Consider the following 21,887-nt stretch of genomic DNA (forward strand, 5'->3'; position numbering starts at 1 on the left):
TTATGTTGATAGATAAAATAGCTAAAAGAAAAGAGAAAATTAAGAGTAATACAATTGGATTAATTTTATTGATACCAATTATTTTACTCTTAGTTTTTTTTACATTTTTACCGATAATTTTGTCATTTATAGAGTCTTTTAAAGTGTATGCTAAACATAGCATGATTAATTACTCTTTTGGTATAAAAAATTTTAAAGAATTAGTTAACGATACTGAGTTTAAAGATGCGTTATTTAATACAAATTTATTGATATTTTTAGGTACTCCGTCTGTTATTATATTAGCGTTCATTTTATCGCTAATCTTTTGTGAGATTTCTTCTAAAATATTTAGAAACATAACTGTTGTTTGTTTGTTTTCGCAATTCTTTACATCAGCATTTGCTGTCGGAGTTTCATTTATTTATCTATTCGGAACTAACAATGATGGCTTCAATCGCTTGTTTGATACCAAGATTAGATTCACTAACGATTATGAAGGCAGAAAAATTTTAATCGTTTATTTTATTTACTATATTTGAAGATTATTGCCTTTTAATGTTGTAATGATTAGTTTCAGTTTTTCAAGCTCGTTAGAAAAATATAATCGAGTAATTCAAATTGATCGAATTAAATTTTGACACAAGGTTTGATATGTATATCTAAAAAATGCTAATACAGTTTTTTGATTAATATTATATGTCAACTTTGCTAATGCTGGATTATTTTATCCTTCAGCAATTGTTAATGCCAATCTAAGGTTAACTAAAGGGAATACATTAGCTAGTTATCTTTATGATCATATAAATCCTAATGAAAATTCATCAGCGCAACTAAATTATCCGTTAGCTGCAGCTGCTAATGTAGTCATCATATTATATTTATCATTCATATCAATTATCTTTATGATTGTTAAAAAAATAAACCTAATTAAGTTAATTAATGGTCTAAGAGTTAAGATGAAAAAAGCGGGTAATACTAATGAAAATCTTTAAGCATATCTTCTTTGCAATAATAATCGTTATTCTTATCTTATTAGTGCTATTCCCTTTGTATTATCTAATCGTTCTTTCATTTACATCTAACGATCAGATTTTAAAAAATATAGCTTCTTTATTGCCAGATGGATTTCATTATGAAAACTATAAAGGTTTAATTGATAGAGAATTTTGATATTCATTCTTATTAACATTCTTATCAGTTTTAATTCTAATTGTCTTAAAACTAGGATCAACATTATTAGCTGCTTTTGGCTTGAATAAAGTCTCGTTAAGTTTAAGAAAAATATTATTTATATTTTTCTTGATTACTTCATTTATTCCCGAAATATCAATTTATCTTTATTTATTCAGAACATTAAATGAAGCAAGAATAATTAATAATGACTCATTAGCTTTTGTTTTAAGTCTAACAATGCTGTTTTCATTCTTTATGTTAATGTTGTTTTATAGCGCTATTAATAAAGAATATGAAAATAAGAAAAATGTAATGAGAATTGATCGTATTAACGGTTTTCAAGCGTTTTTTCATATCTACTTACCAAAATTAAAAGTACCAATTTATCTTTTAATTATCTTTACTACAATTGAAGGATGAAATTCATTCTTATGACCACAATTAATCTTATCTGGTAGAGTTTATAATGACTCTATGCCAATTAATACGATTAGTACATGATTTATTAAATTAGGTATGATCGATATGTTAGATTTAATTAATGTTAGAGCGGCAGGTGCTTTTATCTCGACATTAATCCCATTATCGATATATTTTGTATGTTCAAGAATAATTAATAAAAGAATGTATAAAATGGTTTCATAATTAACTAATACAAACAAAATAAAAAAGACGAGCTAATTTAGCTCGTCTTTTTTATTAATCATTCTTTTGGATTAAGTTTTAATTGGTATTTATATCTAAGAATTTGAAATTTATAAAAATTATGAGTTTGAAATAACGCTGTTAACAAATTCTTGAATCTCCTTTTTACGGTCTTGATTTAATTGGTAATCACTGAAACCAACTGATCCAAAAATTTCTGCGCCAAAATAACCTAAAAAATCGGATAGTAATCTTCTTACTTTAGGGCCGCCCTTCATTCCTGGTGTAGCTGATAATACATAAGCTTTTTTATTTGTTAATCACTTCTTATTAAGTGATAATCAATCAAAAATATTTTTAGCAAAGCTTGGTAAATAACCATTAATTTCAGGTGTAACTAAAATTAATTCATTGTATTGATTTATTTTTTCGCTTAGTTCTTTGATTTTATCAGGGACATTATCCATAATGTCGTTTGAAAAATAATCCACTTGATAATCTACCAAGTTAATAAAATCAAATGAACCCATGGTAGCTATTTTATTAGCTAAATCATAGTTAATTGATTTTTTTATATCGGTATTTGAACAAGAAATAACAACTATTTTATTCATCTTTATTTCATTCTTTTAAACGTCTACTTATTTCTTTTTGTGTTTCGATATATTGTTGCTTAAATGAGACAACAAACTTATCAAATACATCATAAAATGTTTTTAAAACATTATCCTTTTTTTGCTCATCGGATAATTCTACTAATTCTAAGTTGAATTTATCGCTTTCAGCAACTTCAGGTTGAATGTATGTACCTAGTTCTAATAAACCTTTTTGAAAATCAGGTTTATCTTTAGTTTCAGAAAATATAAATTTATTAACTGATTTCCCTGCTTCATTTTTTAATTCAACGATATAATCGTCGTTTTCTTTATAAAAATACAATTTATTCATTTTGGCTGTCTTCCTTGATATTCTTAATTAATTTTTCATATCTGTCATTTAATGCTTTGTCACCGCCTTCTAAATAGTGAATTGAAGGATTGGTATTAATTATTTCGTTTTCGATTATTTCTATTTTATCCCTAAAACTCGTTTGGCGATAAGAATTAGCTAAATCGTTATTAGTAAAAGAACACACAGTAGTTGTTGATGGATTAGTTAAAACCCCTGTATTGGCATTATGGGTAACAACAAATATTTGGTTAATGTTCTTATTATTATTAAGTTCAGGTATTAATGTTTTAGTAATCGTATAACTATCAACATTATCTTCAGGTTGGTCTAAGAATAAGATAGATGAAGTACAATTTCTGATAACTCTACTTACACCATAACTAGATCTTGTTCCTAATGACAATTTTTTGTAATCCTTACCATTCAACAAAACCGTTATATTATCTGATAGATTTTTGGTAAAATTTTCTTTTAATTGATCAGAAATTTTATCTATACTTTTTTTAATGTTTTTTCCGATATTATAAGAAACTCATTCAGCCTTATCAGTTGAATCTTTACCACTAGGTTTATATAAAAATTTAGATAAAAAATCATATAAGAATACATCATTTTGATTAGTTTCATGAATGTTAAACTTAAGATCAATTCCAAATTCAATATCAGGATCGCTTTCGCTGATAGTTTTATTTTTAATTGGTATTGCGTAGAAATTTTCTCTTTTGAAACCATCAAAAAATGCAAAATTAGTAGCGATAGATTTACCGATCTTTTCAAAATAATCATCCAGTAATTTTGGGGCTGATGCTATTCTGTTAGTAATATCTTCTGATTCAGATAAAAGTTTTTGATAATGCTCATAAGCTTTTTGCGATGCTATGTACTTGATGTTATCAAATTTCTTACTTTGAATATTTTTATAGTGGATACCACGGATTATATCAAGAGCTTTAACAACTGTTTCATAACCTTCTTGATCAATAAAAAAATCACTATCAAAATACTTAATATTTTGGTTTAACTCATTATTAAATTTATCTAAAATACTTAATAATTCATCATGTTTTTTAGCAGCTACTTCGTTATTTTTTAAAAGTTCTTGATTAGTTGAAACTTTTAAAAAATCTTGTAACTGTTCTAAAATAACTCTATTTTTAGCGTTATTCAATTTAAAAATGTCGCCAAAAGCGAAATTATTTAATTTGGATAAATCATCATCTATTTCATCGATACCTTCAATATATTTTTCAAAAAAAGGTTTTAAATTATTAGCAACTATCTCAGAGGTGTTTGATAGGAATTTATTTTTTTCCTTTTTAAATTTTTGGATGATATCAAATTGCGTTTTGATATCATCGTCTTGTTTTACAAAATCTCCTCTTTTAACAGTATCTTTTTCTTTGTTTCTAACTCTCGATCACTCAATAGTGTCGCCGTTAGAATAGACTAACTTTTTGATACTGAATCCGAATTGATTGGTAATTTCATTAATTTCCTTGTCATAAGTAGCTACATTATTATGCAATGCATAAAGGATTTTTAATAAGGTAGATTTACCTCCTCCTTTAGTTCCGATAATAACATTTACACCCTTATCAAATTCTAAGGTTTGGGTTATTGAACTATTGCTCAATACCAATTGTTTTATGTATTTTTGTTCAATCATATACCTTCATATAAATATATGTTTTTATTCTATAAAAAGAAGATTTTTTAAATCTTCAAAGTCAATAATTTTATTTTCATTTACGTTAATTAAAGTTTTTGAAGGCTTCAAATGATAGTTATTAATATTATGACAATCGCTAAAAAATACTTGCTTGTAATCAATATTTAATCCTTGTTTAATTAGATTGGATAAGCGATTACTATTGTTCTTATCACATTCAACATATTTAACATATTCAATAACATCTTGAAAATCCTCATAAGAACAACTTCCAGATTTACCGACATCTGGGATAATAAAAAAAACATAGTTAGCATTGCTAAAATGCTTAACTAATGTTTTAATATCAGCACCATGTTTTCTAGATTGCAACTTACTTACAAGTCTAGAAAGTTCTTGAATTCGTTCTTTAGATAATTGGTTGTCAAAAACAAAGTTGCAATCAGCACCCTTAATTCTATTTTTAGATTTAATTCTAAATTCGACCCCAGGAAAGATTGAAATCTTATAATCATCGATTTTACTTATTAAATCTTGCAGTTCAAAATAAAAAGTATCACTAAAAGTATCATGATCAGTAAAACTAAATGCTCTGACATTATTTTCTTTTAGTGTAGATAAGTATTTATCACCGCTAAAAATAGTTTTAGGAACTTGTTTTTCTCCTATATACATCGAATTATGGCTATGAATATGAAGATCAACAATTTGTTTTGACATTCTTTTATTAGTCCTCTAGCAAGTGTTGGTTAATAAATTTAGCAACACCAAAGTTTTGACAATCATCAGCTAGATATTTTGCAAATGATTTATAAACGTCTTTAGCATTATTTACAGCAACACTTAAATTCGATCACTTAAACATATCTACATCGTTGTGATTATCCCCAAAACAAATTGTATTATCTTTAGTAATCTTGTTATTAAAGTTATTCTTTACTCAGAAAATACCACTAGCTTTAGATTCATTTGGACGAATTACTACGTCTTGTTTGTATTTGGTAACGCGAACATTACCATAATTACTTAAATCAATAAAGAAATCAGTTTCACGCTGAGTTAATGGTTTAAGTGCGATTGGTTTAGTGCTAATTGTCATAGCAGTGATTTGATCGTTGTAAAAATTAGTTACTTTAGACAGATCAACATATCTTAATTTAAACATCTCATTAGGATATTTCTCATTAATGAATTCATCTTGTAATGTTCATCAAGATTTATTCTTAGAAACATAAACCCCATAAGGAGTATTAATTGTATAAGATATGTTCTTAAATTTCTTAGCTAATTTTATGAAGCGATTAATTACTGAACGATCAATAAATGTAGCTTTAACACATTTATTGTTAATAAAAACACAAGCACCGTCGTCAGTAATCGTAGGTAAATTAAACATATCAGTGCTAGCTAATAATGGATATACCTTACGGTAATCTCTACCAGTTGCTATTCCAGTGTATATTCCTTTTTTAATAAGTTTTTGAAAAGCTTCAACAACTTCAGCTGGAACATCGAATAGATCTTTGTATCTTTGACCTTTATATAAGAACTTAGATTCTTTCTTAGAAGTAATGATAGTATCGTCTAAATCAGTATAAACGAATTTCGTATTTATTAAACTCATATTTTTTGCAGTTATTATAATTTTAAAATACAATAATCTTTAAATTTAAAATAAATATTATAAGAAAATAGTATAGAGTGTTAATACGTAAGCTAAAAAAACTGATTTTTATCAGTCTAACATTCCTATTATCTTTACTGTTGTTATTGCTGTTTGGTTTGCTAAAACCTAGTAATAATAATGGTTTTATTTACTCAAATCGATTAAAAAATCAAGCAGAATTATCTGTTAGCAACACTACAGATACTATAAATGATAACGGATCAATTTATAGAAAAAGTATTGAAAAATTTGATCCAACACAAAAACCTGGTTATGAGCATAATAACAATTTTAATGGCTTGAAACTAACTAATGGTGGTTATATTTTTATCTCTGGAGAAAATGATAGCGACATTTATCGCACAGATTATTTTTATAACACTTTATGAATTTATCGTTTTGAAAGCAGAAACTCTGTTAGTCGCCATGTTATTGAAGTAATTCAAGATACTAATGATCCTAGTTCTTTTTATGTTTTAACAGCGCCTAAGAATAATGATGAAATTGCTATTAGAGCTTATTCTAATGGTGATCCAACTGGTTTTGGTTCAATTACTAAGTTAAAAGAAAATCTTGATCGAGATATTAATAAAAGGGTTGATTTTCAAGCTGAAATTTTTATTGATCCTCAGTCATTAATTAGTAATATCCCTTCATCTTGAAATAACAGTCCAGAGTTTTTAAAAAATACTGTAGGTTTAACAAATAACGGTCAGTTTGTTTTTTCTTATAATAACTACTTATCCAATTTAGCTAATGTGGTTATTTATCGTCAAAATATCTATATTGTTGGTGGTAATGGAAATATTGATCCAATGATAAGTGATAGGTTTCAATCATTAGGTATTTTCAGAATTGATAAGAATCTTAATAGCGTTATCGGATGACCTTATGCTGTTTTGATAGGAGGATGAGTAAATCACAATAATAACAATAAATCTGTCAATTTACCGATTTTTGAAGATGATCGGTTTAGTTATGTGATTCGTGGTGCGATAGCAGGAGCTAAAGTAATCTCAGATACTGGACAGATTCAAATTGGTGGTAGTTTTTCTATTGGTGATGATAATGTTCTAAATTTTGGGGATAACGATGTAAAACCTGTTAGAAGTAATAGCACTGATCTTCAATTATTAGGGACATTTAGATTAAATTTAACAGTTTTAGATTCTTTAGGCGCATTTGTATCACCTATAGAAGATAGTCCGAATACGAATCTAAAAAAACTTAACCCAATGTTTTTAACCGTTTCTGGTTATGAAGATTTTAACTTTAATAACAATGGTGAGTTATTTAATAATAAAGAAGAATTAAGACTAAAATCCAAATTATCTTCAACTTCAAATTATTTTTATAACAATGTATCGAATTTTTCTTTTGGGTTTGATTTCGGTGCTTTTACTATGCAATTTAATGATCTTACGATTGTTTTTGATACAAACGATAGATATTATGTAATTCAACCGCCTTCAACTTTAATGAATCATTTTGGTTCAGGAAATGATAAATATAACTGAGATAATTATGTTAATTCGATCAGCTCAGCTAATTATGCTTCAATTAGAGATGATACTGCAAACAATACAATTATTATTTTTTGATCTAAAAAGAAGCAGAATGTTAATAATAAAGTAGCTCTTGTGTATGTTGTTGAGAAAAAAAATGGTGGATACATCTCAAGACCAATAACATCAATCAATCAAAATATTTTAGATAAAACTCAACAAATTTCGAATGATTCTAATTTTGGTATCTACCCGATTAAGAATGTAGTTTCGTTAAACGGAATTCAAAATATCTTAGTGTATTTGGATTCTAATAATTCTAATCTTAATGCATTATCGTTATTCAATTTTTCGATCGATGAAGCAACTGATCAATTAATAATCGATAATAATTATCAAAATACTATATCAGCAAGAGATGCTTATCTTGGTAATGGTGAGTTATTGCTAAACCCTGGTAATGATGATCTTTTTGTTTATAATGTACAAAAAATAATTACTCCTTATGGAGATGATTATCGTATTAAGAATCAGTACATTAATTTATTTATAAAATACAACCGAGGGACTAATAATCGTAGACCAAATCTTCTACTTTTAATTAAAAAAGAAGATTTGGATCTAATGAATCAATCATTTAAAATGCAAGCTCTTGTTCAAAATCCTTTAGTCAAAAATTATTATGAATCAATCCCTGGATTAAATTTTAAGTATCGTTATTACGGATTTGGAGCTAATCCTAGTTGGGTGTTTAGATTTATTATTATTGCTTCAATCGTATTTTTTGTTCCGTTAGTGTGAATCGGAATTATCTTTGTTTTGAGATTTTATGGTTTTTCTTTACGAGACTATATTGAAATTGAAAAAAAGAAACACAATGAAAAACAATTGTTATCTTCATTCAAAGAAATCATTGATGATTATGAAAAAAATCTTGTTAACGATAGCAAGAAGGGTTCGTTAATAGAAAAACAATATGGTGAGCTTATGAAGATGATTGATGTTGCTCAGCATCGCCAGTTTAATGAAAAACTCAAAGTTTACTTATTTGAATCTTCAGTGATTTCTAAAACAGAAGGTGATGATTTAGGTATGCGGTTGTTAAAAACAAAACTACAACTATTACAACGCTACTTCATTGATAATGGTGTTGCTTGTTACCGTTATAACTTAAAAGATCATAAGGATATATTCTTGAGTAATCCTAAACTAATAAATCATTTAAAGAAAACTAATTTCAAGTTACCTGTAATTATGGATAATAATGATATTTTACATTTTGGTAGCTATCCGACAAATGAAGAGATTTCAAGTATGTTTGGAATTAATATCAATTGGTTAAAAAAGATTGATGCTCTTACTTGAAGAATAGTTCATGATAAAAATAATCAAAATTTCTATAATTCCCCTAAATTTAGCAACGCTTATGTTGATAATTTAATGAATCAACAAAGAAACATACCTCCTAATCGTTATCAAAACCAACAAAGAAAATAATTTAATTACTAAAACACTAAAAACCTTTACATTTTATGATTATGTTAGAATAATAGTGTTAAGTTTTTAACCTGGAGTGGCGGAATGGCAGACGCATCAGACTCAAAATCTGACAGGATCTATCCTATGTGAGTTCAAGTCTCATCTCCAGGACCAATAACTAATAACTAATAAACTAACTAACTTGGCATCCTTGGTTGATGCCAATTTTTTTTGCGCATAAGCAAAATTTATGTAAAAAATTACAATTTATCATCTAAATACTTAAAAAACATTAAAATAAATTTTTTGTAAATAAATTGTGTTGAAAGAAAATTAATAAAGGAATAGCAAAAAAAGCAATTAAACTAAATTTCGCAAAATTAAAGAATGAATACAAAGCGAAAATTCCGGTTCAATAATCATCTATAAACAATAAAAAGAACCTTAAATTGTTAGTTGAATTGTAATAATTAGCTATTTCTATAAAATTAATTGTTTTAACAGCTCTAAACCACCATCAATACAATGGAGTAATCAGTATCCCGTTTATAGCTGAAAATAACACCATAGATATTGGTATAATCAACATCCAGATAATTAACCATTTAATTTTTTTGTTTTTTAAATTAGTTTTATTAAAAAGTCAATTTAAAAAACAAAAAATTAAAATCACAAACACATTAATAATCGTTAAAAATATTATTCCTATCCAATTACTAGGGTTTCATATAAAATGAACGAGAGATAGCGTTAATGACAACATTAACGCAGATATTAAAGAGCTAATATAAATAACGGGCAATAAAAAAACAATTGAGATGTCAATTGTTAAAGAGAGTGAACTAAAAAAAGGGATTTTTATTAAAGATGAAAAATAAGCAAATATAATAGCTAACGCTAGCATACTAGCGTTAAATGATAATTTAAAGTTAAAACTATAATTATTATTCTTTTTCTTATCTTTCTTTTGTATTAGCACGTGGTTATTATAAATATAAATTTATTTATATATAAAATATAATAAAGTATTATTATATTAATAGAAATTAATTAGATTAATAATGTCAAATTTATTAGAACTGAATGTAACAATCGAGATTCCTAAAGGTTCAAACGTTAAATATGAATACGATCGTAAAACAGGTCAAATATCTGTAGATCGTATTTTATATGGATCTGAAGTATACCCACATAACTATGGATTCATCAAAGAAGCTTTAGACTGAGATGGAGATGAATTAGATTGTTTAGTGATAGCTAACCAAGCATTTCAGCCGGGAACTATTGTGCCTGTAAGAATTATCGGTGTAATGGGAATGGTTGATGCTGGTGAAACCGACAACAAGCTAATAGGTGTTATTTCTTGTGATAAACGTTTTGAAAACATTAAAACATTAAACGATTTAGGTAATCACCACCTTAAAGAAATCAAAGGATTCTTTGAAACTTACAAACTATTACAAAACAAAAAAGTTGTTGTTAAAGGTTTCAGAGATGTTGAATGAGCAATTCAAGAATACAAGAATTGTGTAACTTTAATGAAGAACTACGGATCACTACCTAAAGAAGAATTCATCGCTAAGATGAAAAAAATGTACCCAGTTAAATACGAAGAATAGTTATATTTAGCATTAATTATTATAAGTCGCATTTATTGCGACTTATATTTTTTATGCAAATCAATTAAATGTAATATAACAATATTTAGTTAATAAAGATATGGCTAGATTAACAAGCAATAATAAAATCATAAGAGTTCTTAATTATGATATTAAGATCATAAAGAAAAAAGGGATTAAGAATATCTATCTAAAGATCAAACCTCCTTATGGCGATATTATTGTTAGTTGTCCTTTAAATTGTACGGATCAGTTTGTTGTTTCGTTTGTATTAAAAAAACTGGAGTTTATTAATAAATCTAAACAAAAGGTGTTAGCAGTAGCTAAACTATATAATAATACCTATCAAGATAATGAAATTATTTATCTTTGAAATAAACCACATAAGTTAGTTCTAATTGATTCTAAGCACAAACCAAGTATAGCTATTGAAGATAATCAGATTATCTTCAAAGTTGATAAACACCTAAACCATATGCAAAGAGAAAAAATCTTTAATAATTGATATAGAAAGCTTTTGTTACAAGCAATGAAACCGATTATTAATGAACTTGAACTAAAAATGAACATCAAAGCTAATGAATACCGAGTTAAGAATATGAAAACTAAATGAGGTACTTGTAATGTTGATAAAAAACGAATCTGAATTAGTTTAAGATTAATTAAGAAACCAATTGAATGCTTATTGTATGTCATGGTTCATGAAATGGTTCATTTAATCGAAACTAATCATACAAAAAAGTTCTACAAGATTGTAGAACATTATTTACCTAATTGAAAAGAACTTAATAAATTACTGAAGAGTAGTTAAAATATTAAAAATTATTTTCCGAATTTGATAAGTAGATTATTGTTATTAATCTATTTTCCATATCGATCAAGTATATACATAATGAAAATAATAATTTATAATATAGTTTGATAACATAAGATTAGTATTCTTATTAACTATCAAAAAGATTGATCTAATAAATGAATGATTATAGACTAAAACTATAATTCATTCATTTTTGTAAATATGAATATTTTTAGAGATTAGACTAATCTATATATAGATATATATATGAAAAGCATAAAGAAAAGTTTTATTACTAAATTATTATCGACTACAGTTTTTTCTAGCACATTTTTAATATCACTATTAAGTGGTAATATTAAAAATCAATTTTGATCTCCTAATTTAGTTAATAATTCAGCCACTACACTTAGAAATGAATCAGGAAAAAATCTGATATCATTTAACGCTAATGGTGGTACTGGGGTTATGAATAACGCTCTATTAAAAGATCGTGACCCTATTCCTAAAAATAAATTTTCTAGAAACGGATATAAGTTCATAGGATGAGGAACGAATCCTAGTGATGAAAATCCTAGATATGTTGATAGGGGCGCATTTTTTGGTAACGGGAACGTTACTTTATATGCAATTTGATCAACAAATGCTAAAAAATTAACATTCAATACAATTGGCGCTTCTTCTGAATTGGTAAATCTTTGAGTTAAGCCAGGATCAACAATCAATTTACCTGGTTCAGAAGGTAATTTATTTTTTGATGGTCGTTTCTTTGATGGATGAGCTGATACTAAAGAAGGTTTAAGAAAGTGAATCGATTATGCTAGTTTCACTATGCCTGATACAGATACGACAATTTATGCTAGATGAATAATTAAAGATCTTAATACAGGTGGAAATAATCCTAAGTATAAGAATTCAACAAAATGAGCGAGAGGTATCGTTCCTCCTGAAGAGAAAGATTTTATTCCATGAAACGGAACCAAAGAAGTTAGATGAGAACCATACTTTGGTTTCTATGATGTTTTTCAAGGTGAATTACCACTTTGTTGAGCGGCTTCAGGTTCTAATATGTTGGAATACTGAATGTTGCAAAACAGAGAATATATTGATGACTATAATTTAAATATACCTAACGGATTTGCTAATATTCCAAATAGAAAAGGTTATCATTCTAATTTATTTGAAAAGATGAAAGACACCTTCCAAAATACAAATCCCCGTGGTGGTAGACAAATATGATCATTGAACTGATTCTTTAATGGTTGAGATAAATATCCTGGTACAGGAGGGTATTTCAAATCACTTAATTTAAAATTAAATGATTATGTTGAAACTGATGTAAGTAATACAAAAAAGTTTAACGATTGAATCAATTATATTGTTGAAAATGGTGGAGCAATAAGTATTGTATTTGCTATCCATGCATTTACTATTTTTGGTGCAACATATGATGATCAAGGTTATGTTGATGGCATTTATCTTACTAATAGTAATGACAATGATGTATTCCAACATTCAGCAATTTACTATAAGAAAGTATATTACATAGACGGTAAACCTACTGTTATTAATGGTGCTGGTAAATATGAGAATATATCAAATATAATTATTTTAAAAGCTAGAAATGATTCATGAGAAGAAATGACTAGAAATAAGCCTAACAATTTTAGCGAACCGACATATAATGAACCAAGTCAATATAACAATTCAGGCGATAAAACAACAGTTAGTTCAGAAGAACAACTAAAAACAGCCTTAGCAAAAGGATTTACGCAAATAGAATTATCTAGCGATATTAATGTTACTAGTACTATCGAAATAAACAAAGATATAAGTATTTTGTATAACGGGCACAAAATCAATGGTTTCAGAGGTGGTCCAGTTTTCAAAGTTACAGGTGATAATCATAATGTAAGTTTTGTTGGTAAGGATCCTAATAATATTAACGAAGGTATTTTCGGTGGTAAGGGGATGGTTCTTTCAAGTGGTGCTATCGAAATATCTGGGAAGAATAATAAAGTTCTAATTAAAAACGGTACTTATTCAAATAATAGCGGAAGAAACGGTGGTGCTATTTATATGAATAGTAAGGGCGGTTCTTTATTAATAGATGGAGCTAAGATTAACAATAATCATTCTATATCTAGTAGCTATGGTCGCGGTGGTGCTATTTATGTTGAAAAAGGAACGGCAAAATTAGTTTCTGGTGAATTAAAAAATAACAGTTCTGATTATGTTGGTGGAGCTGTTGCAGTTAATGCTAATGCTAAGTTTATTTTAGCTGGTGGTGAAATATCAAACAACAGAGTTAATTATGATGCAAATTCCCAAGACGGTGGGGGTGGAGCTATTGCAGCTCTTAGACACGGAGCATTTATTGAACTAGCTGGAGGGAATATTTCTAATAATATTGTTCAAGGAGAATATGCGTATGGTGGCGCTATAAAAGATGCTTTAAACTCTATAACTATTTCTGGTCCTGTTAATATTACTAACAATCGAGATGAAACAAGAAATACTATAAGTAATATTGCGTTAGAGTACAAAAAGTACAGTAATGATGATAGCGCTATTTCAAAAATTAAGTTTAAGAATAACGGAAGCATAACAAACTCATCTAATAAAATTGGTGTTCATTATATAAAGAAAGGTACCGGACTTTTTGTTGATAATACAACTACAGGTAGTATAAACATTCCAAGTTTATTTGTAAGTGATAATCCAAAATATGAAATAACAACTAATGGTCATATTTTAGCAAGAGAAGATGATTATCAAATATCAGTTAAAAATAATACCAACGCTATAACTTATGGTTCTTCTGGTTTATATCGTGTAAGTCTTTATAAAAATGGAGATAAGAAAACTAATCAAGATCTTAAATTAATTTTTAAAGGTCATGAAATTACTCCTAATTGAGATGAAGGAGATGCAGTTTTTGGTATCAGTCCGATTGGTCAAAAACTAGAAATGGAGTTAGGTGATAACGATTTTGAATTAGTATGAAATGATAATTCAAAAATCATAAAAAAACCTCTTAAAATTACTTTTTCTCCTTCAATAATAGAAAATAACGAAATTATTTGAGACGATTATCAAAACCGGAAAGAAGGTGATGGTAAATATGTTAAAGCTAAAATAGTAAGCAATTCAATTTATAATAATGACGATGATAAAGTATTCATAAAAGTAAATAATGCTAGAAATCAAAAAGCTGGTAAATATAGTGCGTATATTACTGGAATTGGCGGTGAAAAAGCTAAATATTATAAGTTAGCTAGCGGCATTCCTGATGAATATTGACAAAAAACTTACACTATTAATAAAGATAGCAATGCTATTGTGATTGAAGGTTCTTCTAAAGAAAAATCGATATTAATGGGTGAGTCATTCACATATAAATTCCAAGTTAGTAAAAATGATGTGCCATTAACTAATGGTAAGATTCAGATATTATTTAATAATAATGTTCTTAAAGAACAATCAATAGATATTGAAGGTAAGGCTGAAATCTTATTTGATAGATCTAGTTTTTTAGGATATGGTGATCATAACTTAACGATAAAATATTTATCGAATGACGGAAGACAAACTCAAACTGCTAACTGATTATTAAGTATTAATAAAGATGGTTTAAAACAGCTGTATTTCAATGGTAATTTAAGTGCAAAAAGTCAGTATGGAGTTGCTTTTTCTGATTTAGCTATCACCTCAAAAGGTGTTGTGAAAGATGCTGAAAATAATGTTATTGAAGGTAATTGAAAGTGGGCTGTTCAAGATTTCTTAAAAAAACCTACACCATCAACCAGTAAAAGATATAAGGCTGTTTTTGTTCCAAAGAAAACAGACGTTTATAAAGATTTAGTAGTTGATGTTAATGTTGATATTGAAAAAGCTAAGCAAATTAGAACTTTATATATCGATATAGAATATTACACAAAAAATAGCATTAAAGTTAATGATTATTCAAGTAAAAATGGCACGGAAACACTATATTCATTAGATGGAACCAATTGACAACCATCATCGCTATTTACTGAATTAACACCAGGAAAAAAATATACAGTTTATATGAAGTATGGTGGTAATGATTATTATCTAGAAAGTGGTGTTAGTGATGGTAAAAGCGTTACATTGCCTACTTCTAATAATTCTAATAATCTTCAAATCGAAACAGATCCAACAGCAACTGCCACTTACGGAACAGAATTAAAAGATATATCTATATCTGGTGGTGTTGTTAAAAATAATGGTAGAGTAGTTTCTGGAAATTGACAATGGGATGGTAATAAGAATTTAACAACTTTACATGAAAAACCAGAAGTAAATCAAACTAAATCATATAAGGCGGTATTCGTTCCTAGCAATCATGATAAAGATCTTGGTGTTATTACAAAAGATATAGTTCCGATTATAAGTAAATCTAATCAAAACGCCCCTTTAAAAATAACATTATCATCAGTTTCAAAAACTAGTATCCACTTAAATCCGATTACCAGCCCTAACAATACAAAGGTTCAATACAAGGTTAATGGTAATTCTTGACAAGATTCTCCGAATTTCGATAATCTTAACCCTGATACAAACTATGTTTTTAAGGCTAAATTCTTAGGTAATAATTTATATAATGAATCTCCTGAAGTTAGTGCTATATATTCGACAGATTCTACTGATGAAAATAAAAATGCATCTTATACAATTGCTTTAGAAAATAAAAAAGATCATGTAGTATACGGAGAAAATCTTTCTATTTCAGTTTCAGTAAAGAATGAAAAAAACCAGCAAAATGCTACTAACGGTAAGGTTAGAATTTTCCGTGATTCTACTTTTGTTTGTGAAGCTGATGTAGTGGATGGTAAAGCTGTTTTAACTTATAATACTTCAGGTAAAATTATTACAGCATTTAAAAATGATTATGAAGGTCCAGGGCAATACGTAAGAATAGTTTATACTTCAAGTAACAATAAATCGGTAACGCTTTTTGAAAATCTAATCGTTTATAAAAAAGTATTAAACGTTGAATGAAAAAACAATCAAATACGTTATGAAAACGATAATAGAAAAGTTAAGGCTAGACCGACTAATTTAGTTGGAAATGATAAATTAAGATTATATGTTAACAATGGTGATGAACAAAAACCTGGGCTTTATACCGCAAAAGCATATATCAACGATAATAAAGATTTAGAAACGCCTTGATATATTCTTGATTCGAATAAAAGTTTTACTAATTATTTAATAAAACCTGCAAGCGAAAAACCACCAGGATATGTTGAAGAAAATGAAATTGAATCTGATGATTGAGAATATTCAAATACCGAATCTAACACCAACGATAATTCTAGCGATTATTTAGATTCGAATAATTCTAATGAATCAACAAATAACCAACCAACAAATAACGATATAACCAACAGCGAATCATCAAACCAATCTTCAAACAATAAACCGAAATTAACTGGAATTAGTTGAATTGATGTCATGGTTGTTAAACCTGATTGTGATATGACTAACAGCGATCTTAAGTTACCTAATGAACTTAAAGTTTGAACTGATTCAGCGGGTTCTATAAATCTTCCGGTTAATTGGGATTTAAATAATATAACTTCTAGTGACAAGGAAGTTGATGGTCAAAAATTCAAGAACTTATCAATTAATGGTCATATTATTCTAAATGATAAGATTGATCAAAACGATATTTCGTTAAATGTAACAGCTGAACGATTAGTTCCACAATTTGATAAGTCTAAAAAAGATGTTGAATTAAACGTTGTTGTTCCAGATCCCGAGAATACTAATAAAGCAACTATTCTTATTAATAAACCTAAGAATTACAAGATTTATTATTCAATTGGTGATCAAACTCCAACAGTTGATAGTCCGTTGTACACAGAACCTACTGAGATTGTTAATGATTCAACCGAAGATAAAACAATTACAATCAAATACTTGATTGTAGATGAAGAAACAAATAAAGCAGTTGAAAAGAGTTATTCATTTGTATTAAAAGGTAATACAACTATTGATGACAAACCAGCAACTAACAATAAATCAAATTTAACAACTATTCTAGCTGCTACAATTCCTACAGTTGGAGCGGTAGGTATAATTGGTGCTATTGCTTACTTCTTTAGTAGAAGAAAGAAAAGAATGACTAGATAACTATAAAAAAGATATACTTTAGTTTTAGAGGTATTTCATAAAAAGAAAAATAATGCAACACTTTATGTGTTGCATTATTTTGTTTTATTGAACCTAATTAATCTACAAAGTTGTAGAATGCTATAACTTATTGAAGAAATATTAAGGTTTATTGGTTGATAATATTAATTAAGTAAACCGTAGATTAAATTAGTTTATTTATCTTGTTAATAAATAAGTCTTATCGTATAAATAGTACTAATTTTTTTCAATGCAGTAAATCTTTTATTAATCTCTCATAATTTTTCTTCATCCAAATGAATTTCTTCAATATCGTTCTGATTATTATTCAACTTATCCATTATTGATTCGTACAATTCATTTGATATTCCGGGATTAGTTTTTAACGCATTATCATACCTAGATGATTTTGTAAAAAATAATTTATCACAGTTAATTCTAGTTTCAAATTTAAAAGGGTTTCTTTGTATATTTGGTTCTTCGTCTATGAAATTCTTAATGTCCTTGTAATTCGACTTTTTCATATATAGTTTAACTCTTTGACATTGAACAAAATAAAGAGTATTGATATTTCTTTTAATACAAATATACATATGTGCGGTAAGTGCTAAATCATTTTCTAAATCTGGATAAGGTATTTTTATTGTTATTACATCCTTTAAATTAATCAAAAATTATATCCCCTTCTTCGTCAATATCAACAAAAATAGGATTGTGAACTTTCTTGTTATATTTAATTTCTTTTAGTTTATTTTCAAAATCATGAAGTTCTCCAGATATAAACATTTCAATGTATTTATCTCTAGGAAAAATAAAGTAAAATTCAGATTTATTAAAATTAATTATCATTGATTTTTTTACTAATTCTAAAGGGTACAAATCATATAATTCTTTAATCAGTTTTTTGTCATTATCATTAAAATCATTTTTTGATAATTTTAAAAATGGATTATTTAATATCTCTTTCTCTTTATTTTTTCAAATATTAAATTCATGAGTAATTTCTGATAATTCATTTTCTGTTAATGATTCAACGATAAATGATATTCTCTCTGCAACTTCTTCATTTACATCATTTATATGGTTATTGTATACATTTTCACAATCATTTTGAAAATCTTTAATTCTAGCAATTTTCTTTCTTACATCTTGTGATTCATTCCAAATGTATTCATATACCGGACCGTTTTTAAAACCTAATAAATTAGAAAAATTAGTTTTTTCACCTAAACTATTAATAGTTGCTTCATACAGAAATAAAAATTTATTTAGTTTCAAACTAGAATATTTATTTCTTTTTAATCATCAAGCAGATAATGCTTTTTGCCAATCATTTGTATCAAAGAAAATGCTCATAACAAATATTTATTTTATCAATTAAGATTTGTAATATTTTAAACCATCAGAATATTAATAACCGATATTATTAAAACTTTCTTAAAGTATTCATTTACAAAATAATTAATGTAATTATTATTTTTCATAAATTCAAAATAATATACGCTATAAAATCATTCAAATATCTTATATTTTTTAAAGTTATATTTTTTTAAATAACATTAATCTTTTTTGGTAGAGATTGAATTATAAAAACCATTCTTTCTTATTTTTTAAATGGAGAATTGGAATTAAAATTGATTTAATAGAGTTTATTGAAAGACTACCTATCATACTTGATTTCTTTGAATGAAATTTATTGCTCATTACAGGTGATGATAAGTAATAAAATAAATATTTACTATTTATCTTCTTTGGTTTAAAACAAGTTAATTTATTAACAAGGAAACATTTTCTGTTAAATAACCTATTTTTTCCTGTGTTTCCGAATTCAACACATAACAATGATGAATTGTATTAGTTATTTTAAGGTTATTGTTAAATTGTATTTTTACAACCTTTTTTAGTTTATAGAATTATCAAAAAACCCGCTCTTTTGTGGTTATATAGTTATAGCCATTTATATGGCCTTTATATTTAGCTTTTTTATGTTTATACTATTTCCTCTATAAATACTTAAAATTGTTCTAATTCAACTCATTCTCAACTATCGGAAATAATAAATGATAGTTTATTATCATCGCATGTTTTTTATCCATTTATTATTCAAAAAAAACGAACAATTTTTCTATAAATAAAACTATTATTTTATCAATTTTTACCGTGTTTTTTCAAAATTATTTTATATTTTCTTATCTAATTTTATTTAGTGATTTGATGACTAGTTAATACATTTTAATTACAGTACCAATGCACCTTTAACGGCGTATTTAAGAATAGATTTTTAAGTTGATCACCAGTAATTATTTTTATTTTTTTCTTCTATTAAAAAATTATTAATTTCATATTAAATGTCATTAATTTTTTTACTAATTTTTCTTTTAGATATTTATTAATTAATTTTTCTAGGTTCTATGATTTTTTTCATTATTCGAGAAACCACAAAGATCCTAATTATAGTTAAGTTCAGTTGATTCTTCAACATTATATTTTTCATCTTTATAACCTTTTCGTCAGTAATCTCTTCTCTGTTATTTGACCATTCTTCAACTAGGTTTAATTTTCTAATAACATTAGTTTTGTTTTAAAAAGTTTTTATAACCTTTAGATATATCTAAACGATAAACTCAATCGTCTTTAGTTCTTTTAGTCTTATTAAAGAAGAATACATTAGTTGTGTTCTGGTATAAGATGAAAGGATTTATTAAGATTGCGTTGAACCTTTCTTCTTCAACCTAATTTAAAAGATTTTCTTATGAACTATTACCATTTATTATGTTTAGGGAATAAACGTCATCAATCAATAGGCAGTCATAACTAAAGATAAGGTAAAGGTTTTTCACAATACCAAATAAATTTCTTTTAAACATTCCAAGATCTTTAACAAGTTTAATTCTAAGTAATAAACAATTATATACATGAAATTAAAAAACCGCTTGTTCCATATACAAAATCCGAAATTTAATCAGTTGTTTTAGGATTTACTGCTTGAAAAATAAAATCGGTTAATGTTCTAGGTGTATAAGATTCTCCAGTATTTTCTGATGATTGCAAATTCTTTAAAATGTTTCATAAATTTTAGTTATCATTGCGCATTGTGTCCTGAATTTTTTATAAAGTTATTTATTACTCATAGTTACAACTTATCTAAAAAATACTAAAGGTAATACTTGATTATTCTTTTTAACCAAGCAAACTTAAAACTAGTCATCTAATATATGTCTTTAGTTCATATATAAACTAAATACTATTCAAAAATATGTGTTAAATATAGTTAAACAATAAAATGATTTTTACGAATAAAAATCTATAGATTTATATAAATTAAGACTTAACAACCTAAATTTTATTGATTTATTAAACTCTTGAAACTACCTAAAACAAGCCTATATTAAGTAATAATCAAATATTTAAAATAGAATATTTTAATATTTAGTGTATGTCAGAATTATTACTAAGCAATTTAAGTGTTAATATAGGTGAAAAAAGAATATTGACCAATATAACAGCATCTATTAAAGCAGGTGATGTTGTAGCAATCATGGGTCCTAACGGACACGGAAAATCTACTCTATTAAAAACTATTATGGGTCATTATGATTCGAAAATAGTAAGAGGTAAAATTGTTTTTAAAGATCAAGTTCTTAATAAAATGGAAGTAGACGAAAGAGCTAGATTAGGTTTATATTTAGCTAGTCAATCTCCTGAAGAAATTCCTGGTGTTTCATTGGTTGAATTTATTCGTTCAGCGATAAATGCTAGAAGAGAAAAACCTATTGATTTACCGGAGTTTTATAAAATAGTTCAATCTAACACTAAAAAACTTAAAATGAATTTTGAACTTTTGAATCGTTCTATTAATGAAGGTTTTAGTGGTGGTGAAAAGAAGAAGAATGAAATCCTTCTTTTGAAGACTATTAATCCAGATTTTGCTATGCTTGATGAAATTGATTCTGGATTAGATGTTGATGCTTTAAAAATAATTACTAAAGAACTTCAAGAATGAATTAAAGATAAAACTAAATCACTAATCATAGTTTCTCACTATGAAAGAATGTTTAAATTAATTAAACCTACAAAAGTATTTGTTGTTGTAAATGGAACAATAATTACTCAAGGTGATGCTAGTTTAGCTAAAAGAATCGACAAAGAAGGTTATGATTGAATTAGAAAAGAATTCAATATTGACTTCAAAGAAAACAAAAATCAAGATTTTGATCTAATTGATCCATTAGGTAAATAA

16 protein-coding genes and 1 tRNA gene are annotated in these 21,887 nt (G+C 26.6%); 8 read left to right on the forward strand and 9 right to left on the reverse strand.

All coding sequences use genetic code 4. The annotated features are described in order from the left end of the window. Window positions 1-2: 2 nt before the first annotated feature. Both NMG68_RS01235 and NMG68_RS01240 read left to right on the forward strand, forming a co-directional pair. Complete coding sequence (locus NMG68_RS01235) at window positions 3-974, forward strand: sugar ABC transporter permease (RefSeq protein WP_255034883.1); 972 nt, start codon at window positions 3-5, stop codon at window positions 972-974. Then, window positions 961-1,800 carry an ABC transporter permease subunit gene (locus NMG68_RS01240; protein ID WP_255034884.1) on the forward strand — a complete coding sequence of 280 codons (840 nt, stop codon included), beginning with the start codon at window positions 961-963 and terminating at the stop codon, window positions 1,798-1,800. Before NMG68_RS01235 ends, NMG68_RS01240 begins: the two co-directional genes overlap by 14 nt. Window positions 1,801-1,919: 119 nt before the next feature. Here NMG68_RS01240 and NMG68_RS01245 read toward each other — a convergent pair whose 3' ends face one another. From NMG68_RS01245 to NMG68_RS01265, 5 genes are read right to left on the reverse strand one after another with little or no spacing between them, the layout of a single operon-like run. After that, window positions 1,920-2,414 carry an NAD(P)H-dependent oxidoreductase gene (locus NMG68_RS01245; RefSeq protein WP_255034885.1) on the reverse strand — a complete coding sequence of 165 codons (495 nt, stop codon included), beginning with the start codon at window positions 2,412-2,414 and terminating at the stop codon, window positions 1,920-1,922. Continuing rightward, on the reverse strand, window positions 2,407-2,748 hold the full coding sequence (locus tag NMG68_RS01250; RefSeq protein ID WP_255034886.1) for a hypothetical protein: 342 nt from the start codon (window positions 2,746-2,748) through the stop codon (window positions 2,407-2,409). Before NMG68_RS01250 ends, NMG68_RS01245 begins: the two co-directional genes overlap by 8 nt. Beyond that, window positions 2,741-4,417 carry an ATP-binding protein gene (locus NMG68_RS01255; protein WP_255034887.1) on the reverse strand — a complete coding sequence of 559 codons (1,677 nt, stop codon included), beginning with the start codon at window positions 4,415-4,417 and terminating at the stop codon, window positions 2,741-2,743. The genes NMG68_RS01250 and NMG68_RS01255 overlap by 8 nt, the downstream gene beginning before the upstream one ends. Before the next feature lie 24 nt (window positions 4,418-4,441). Further along, entirely contained in the window at window positions 4,442-5,140 is a 699-nt protein-coding gene (locus NMG68_RS01260) for a PHP domain-containing protein (protein ID WP_255034888.1), read from the reverse strand. Window positions 5,141-5,147: 7 nt separating this feature from the next. Continuing rightward, window positions 5,148-6,044, reverse strand: a complete 897-nt coding sequence (locus NMG68_RS01265; RefSeq protein ID WP_255034889.1) for an HAD-IIB family hydrolase — start codon at window positions 6,042-6,044, stop codon at window positions 5,148-5,150. Window positions 6,045-6,202: 158 nt separating this feature from the next. Here NMG68_RS01265 and NMG68_RS01270 point away from each other — a divergent pair, with 158 nt between their 5' ends. Both NMG68_RS01270 and NMG68_RS01275 read left to right on the forward strand, forming a co-directional pair. Beyond that, window positions 6,203-9,088 carry an arsenic metallochaperone ArsD family protein gene (locus NMG68_RS01270; RefSeq protein WP_255034890.1) on the forward strand — a complete coding sequence of 962 codons (2,886 nt, stop codon included), beginning with the start codon at window positions 6,203-6,205 and terminating at the stop codon, window positions 9,086-9,088. A gap of 70 nt (window positions 9,089-9,158) precedes the next feature. Continuing rightward, window positions 9,159-9,244: transfer RNA gene (locus tag NMG68_RS01275), tRNA-Leu, on the forward strand. Window positions 9,245-9,362: 118 nt separating this feature from the next. Here NMG68_RS01275 and NMG68_RS03920 read toward each other — a convergent pair. Further along, window positions 9,363-10,049 carry an MPN527 family putative ECF transporter permease subunit gene (locus NMG68_RS03920; protein WP_369127947.1) on the reverse strand — a complete coding sequence of 229 codons (687 nt, stop codon included), beginning with the start codon at window positions 10,047-10,049 and terminating at the stop codon, window positions 9,363-9,365. Window positions 10,050-10,131: 82 nt separating this feature from the next. Here NMG68_RS03920 and NMG68_RS01280 point away from each other — a divergent pair, with 82 nt between their 5' ends. From NMG68_RS01280 to NMG68_RS01290, 3 genes are all read left to right on the forward strand, one after another. After that, window positions 10,132-10,689: an inorganic diphosphatase gene (locus tag NMG68_RS01280; protein WP_255034891.1), complete on the forward strand. Its 558-nt coding sequence runs from the start codon at window positions 10,132-10,134 to the stop codon at window positions 10,687-10,689. A gap of 100 nt (window positions 10,690-10,789) precedes the next feature. After that, on the forward strand, window positions 10,790-11,500 hold the full coding sequence (locus tag NMG68_RS01285) for a YgjP family zinc-dependent metalloprotease (protein ID WP_255034892.1): 711 nt from the start codon (window positions 10,790-10,792) through the stop codon (window positions 11,498-11,500). Between the two features lie 252 nt (window positions 11,501-11,752). After that, a complete protein-coding gene (locus tag NMG68_RS01290; RefSeq protein ID WP_255034893.1) occupies window positions 11,753-17,647 on the forward strand; it encodes an InlB B-repeat-containing protein in 5,895 nt (1,964 codons plus the stop codon). Window positions 17,648-17,853: 206 nt separating this feature from the next. Here the strand turns inward: NMG68_RS01290 and NMG68_RS01295 are convergent, their stop codons facing one another. From NMG68_RS01295 to NMG68_RS03925, 3 genes are all read right to left on the reverse strand, one after another. Beyond that, entirely contained in the window at window positions 17,854-18,318 is a 465-nt protein-coding gene (locus NMG68_RS01295) for a hypothetical protein (protein WP_255034895.1), read from the reverse strand. Then, window positions 18,311-19,003 (reverse strand): type II toxin-antitoxin system antitoxin SocA domain-containing protein, encoded by a 693-nt coding sequence (locus tag NMG68_RS01300; protein WP_255034896.1) that lies wholly within the window; start codon window positions 19,001-19,003, stop codon window positions 18,311-18,313. Before NMG68_RS01300 ends, NMG68_RS01295 begins: the two co-directional genes overlap by 8 nt. A 228-nt stretch (window positions 19,004-19,231) precedes the next feature. Next, window positions 19,232-19,489 carry a restriction endonuclease subunit S gene (locus NMG68_RS03925; RefSeq protein ID WP_392391121.1) on the reverse strand — a complete coding sequence of 86 codons (258 nt, stop codon included), beginning with the start codon at window positions 19,487-19,489 and terminating at the stop codon, window positions 19,232-19,234. Window positions 19,490-21,083: 1,594 nt separating this feature from the next. Between NMG68_RS03925 and sufC the strand changes: the two genes are divergently transcribed. Then, window positions 21,084-21,887 carry a Fe-S cluster assembly ATPase SufC gene (gene sufC / locus NMG68_RS01305; RefSeq protein WP_255034897.1) on the forward strand — a complete coding sequence of 268 codons (804 nt, stop codon included), beginning with the start codon at window positions 21,084-21,086 and terminating at the stop codon, window positions 21,885-21,887.

This window comes from Mycoplasma bradburyae, from assembly GCF_024338845.1.
Taxonomy (GTDB): domain Bacteria; phylum Bacillota_I; class Bacilli_A; order Mycoplasmatales; family Mycoplasmoidaceae; genus Mycoplasmoides; species Mycoplasmoides bradburyae.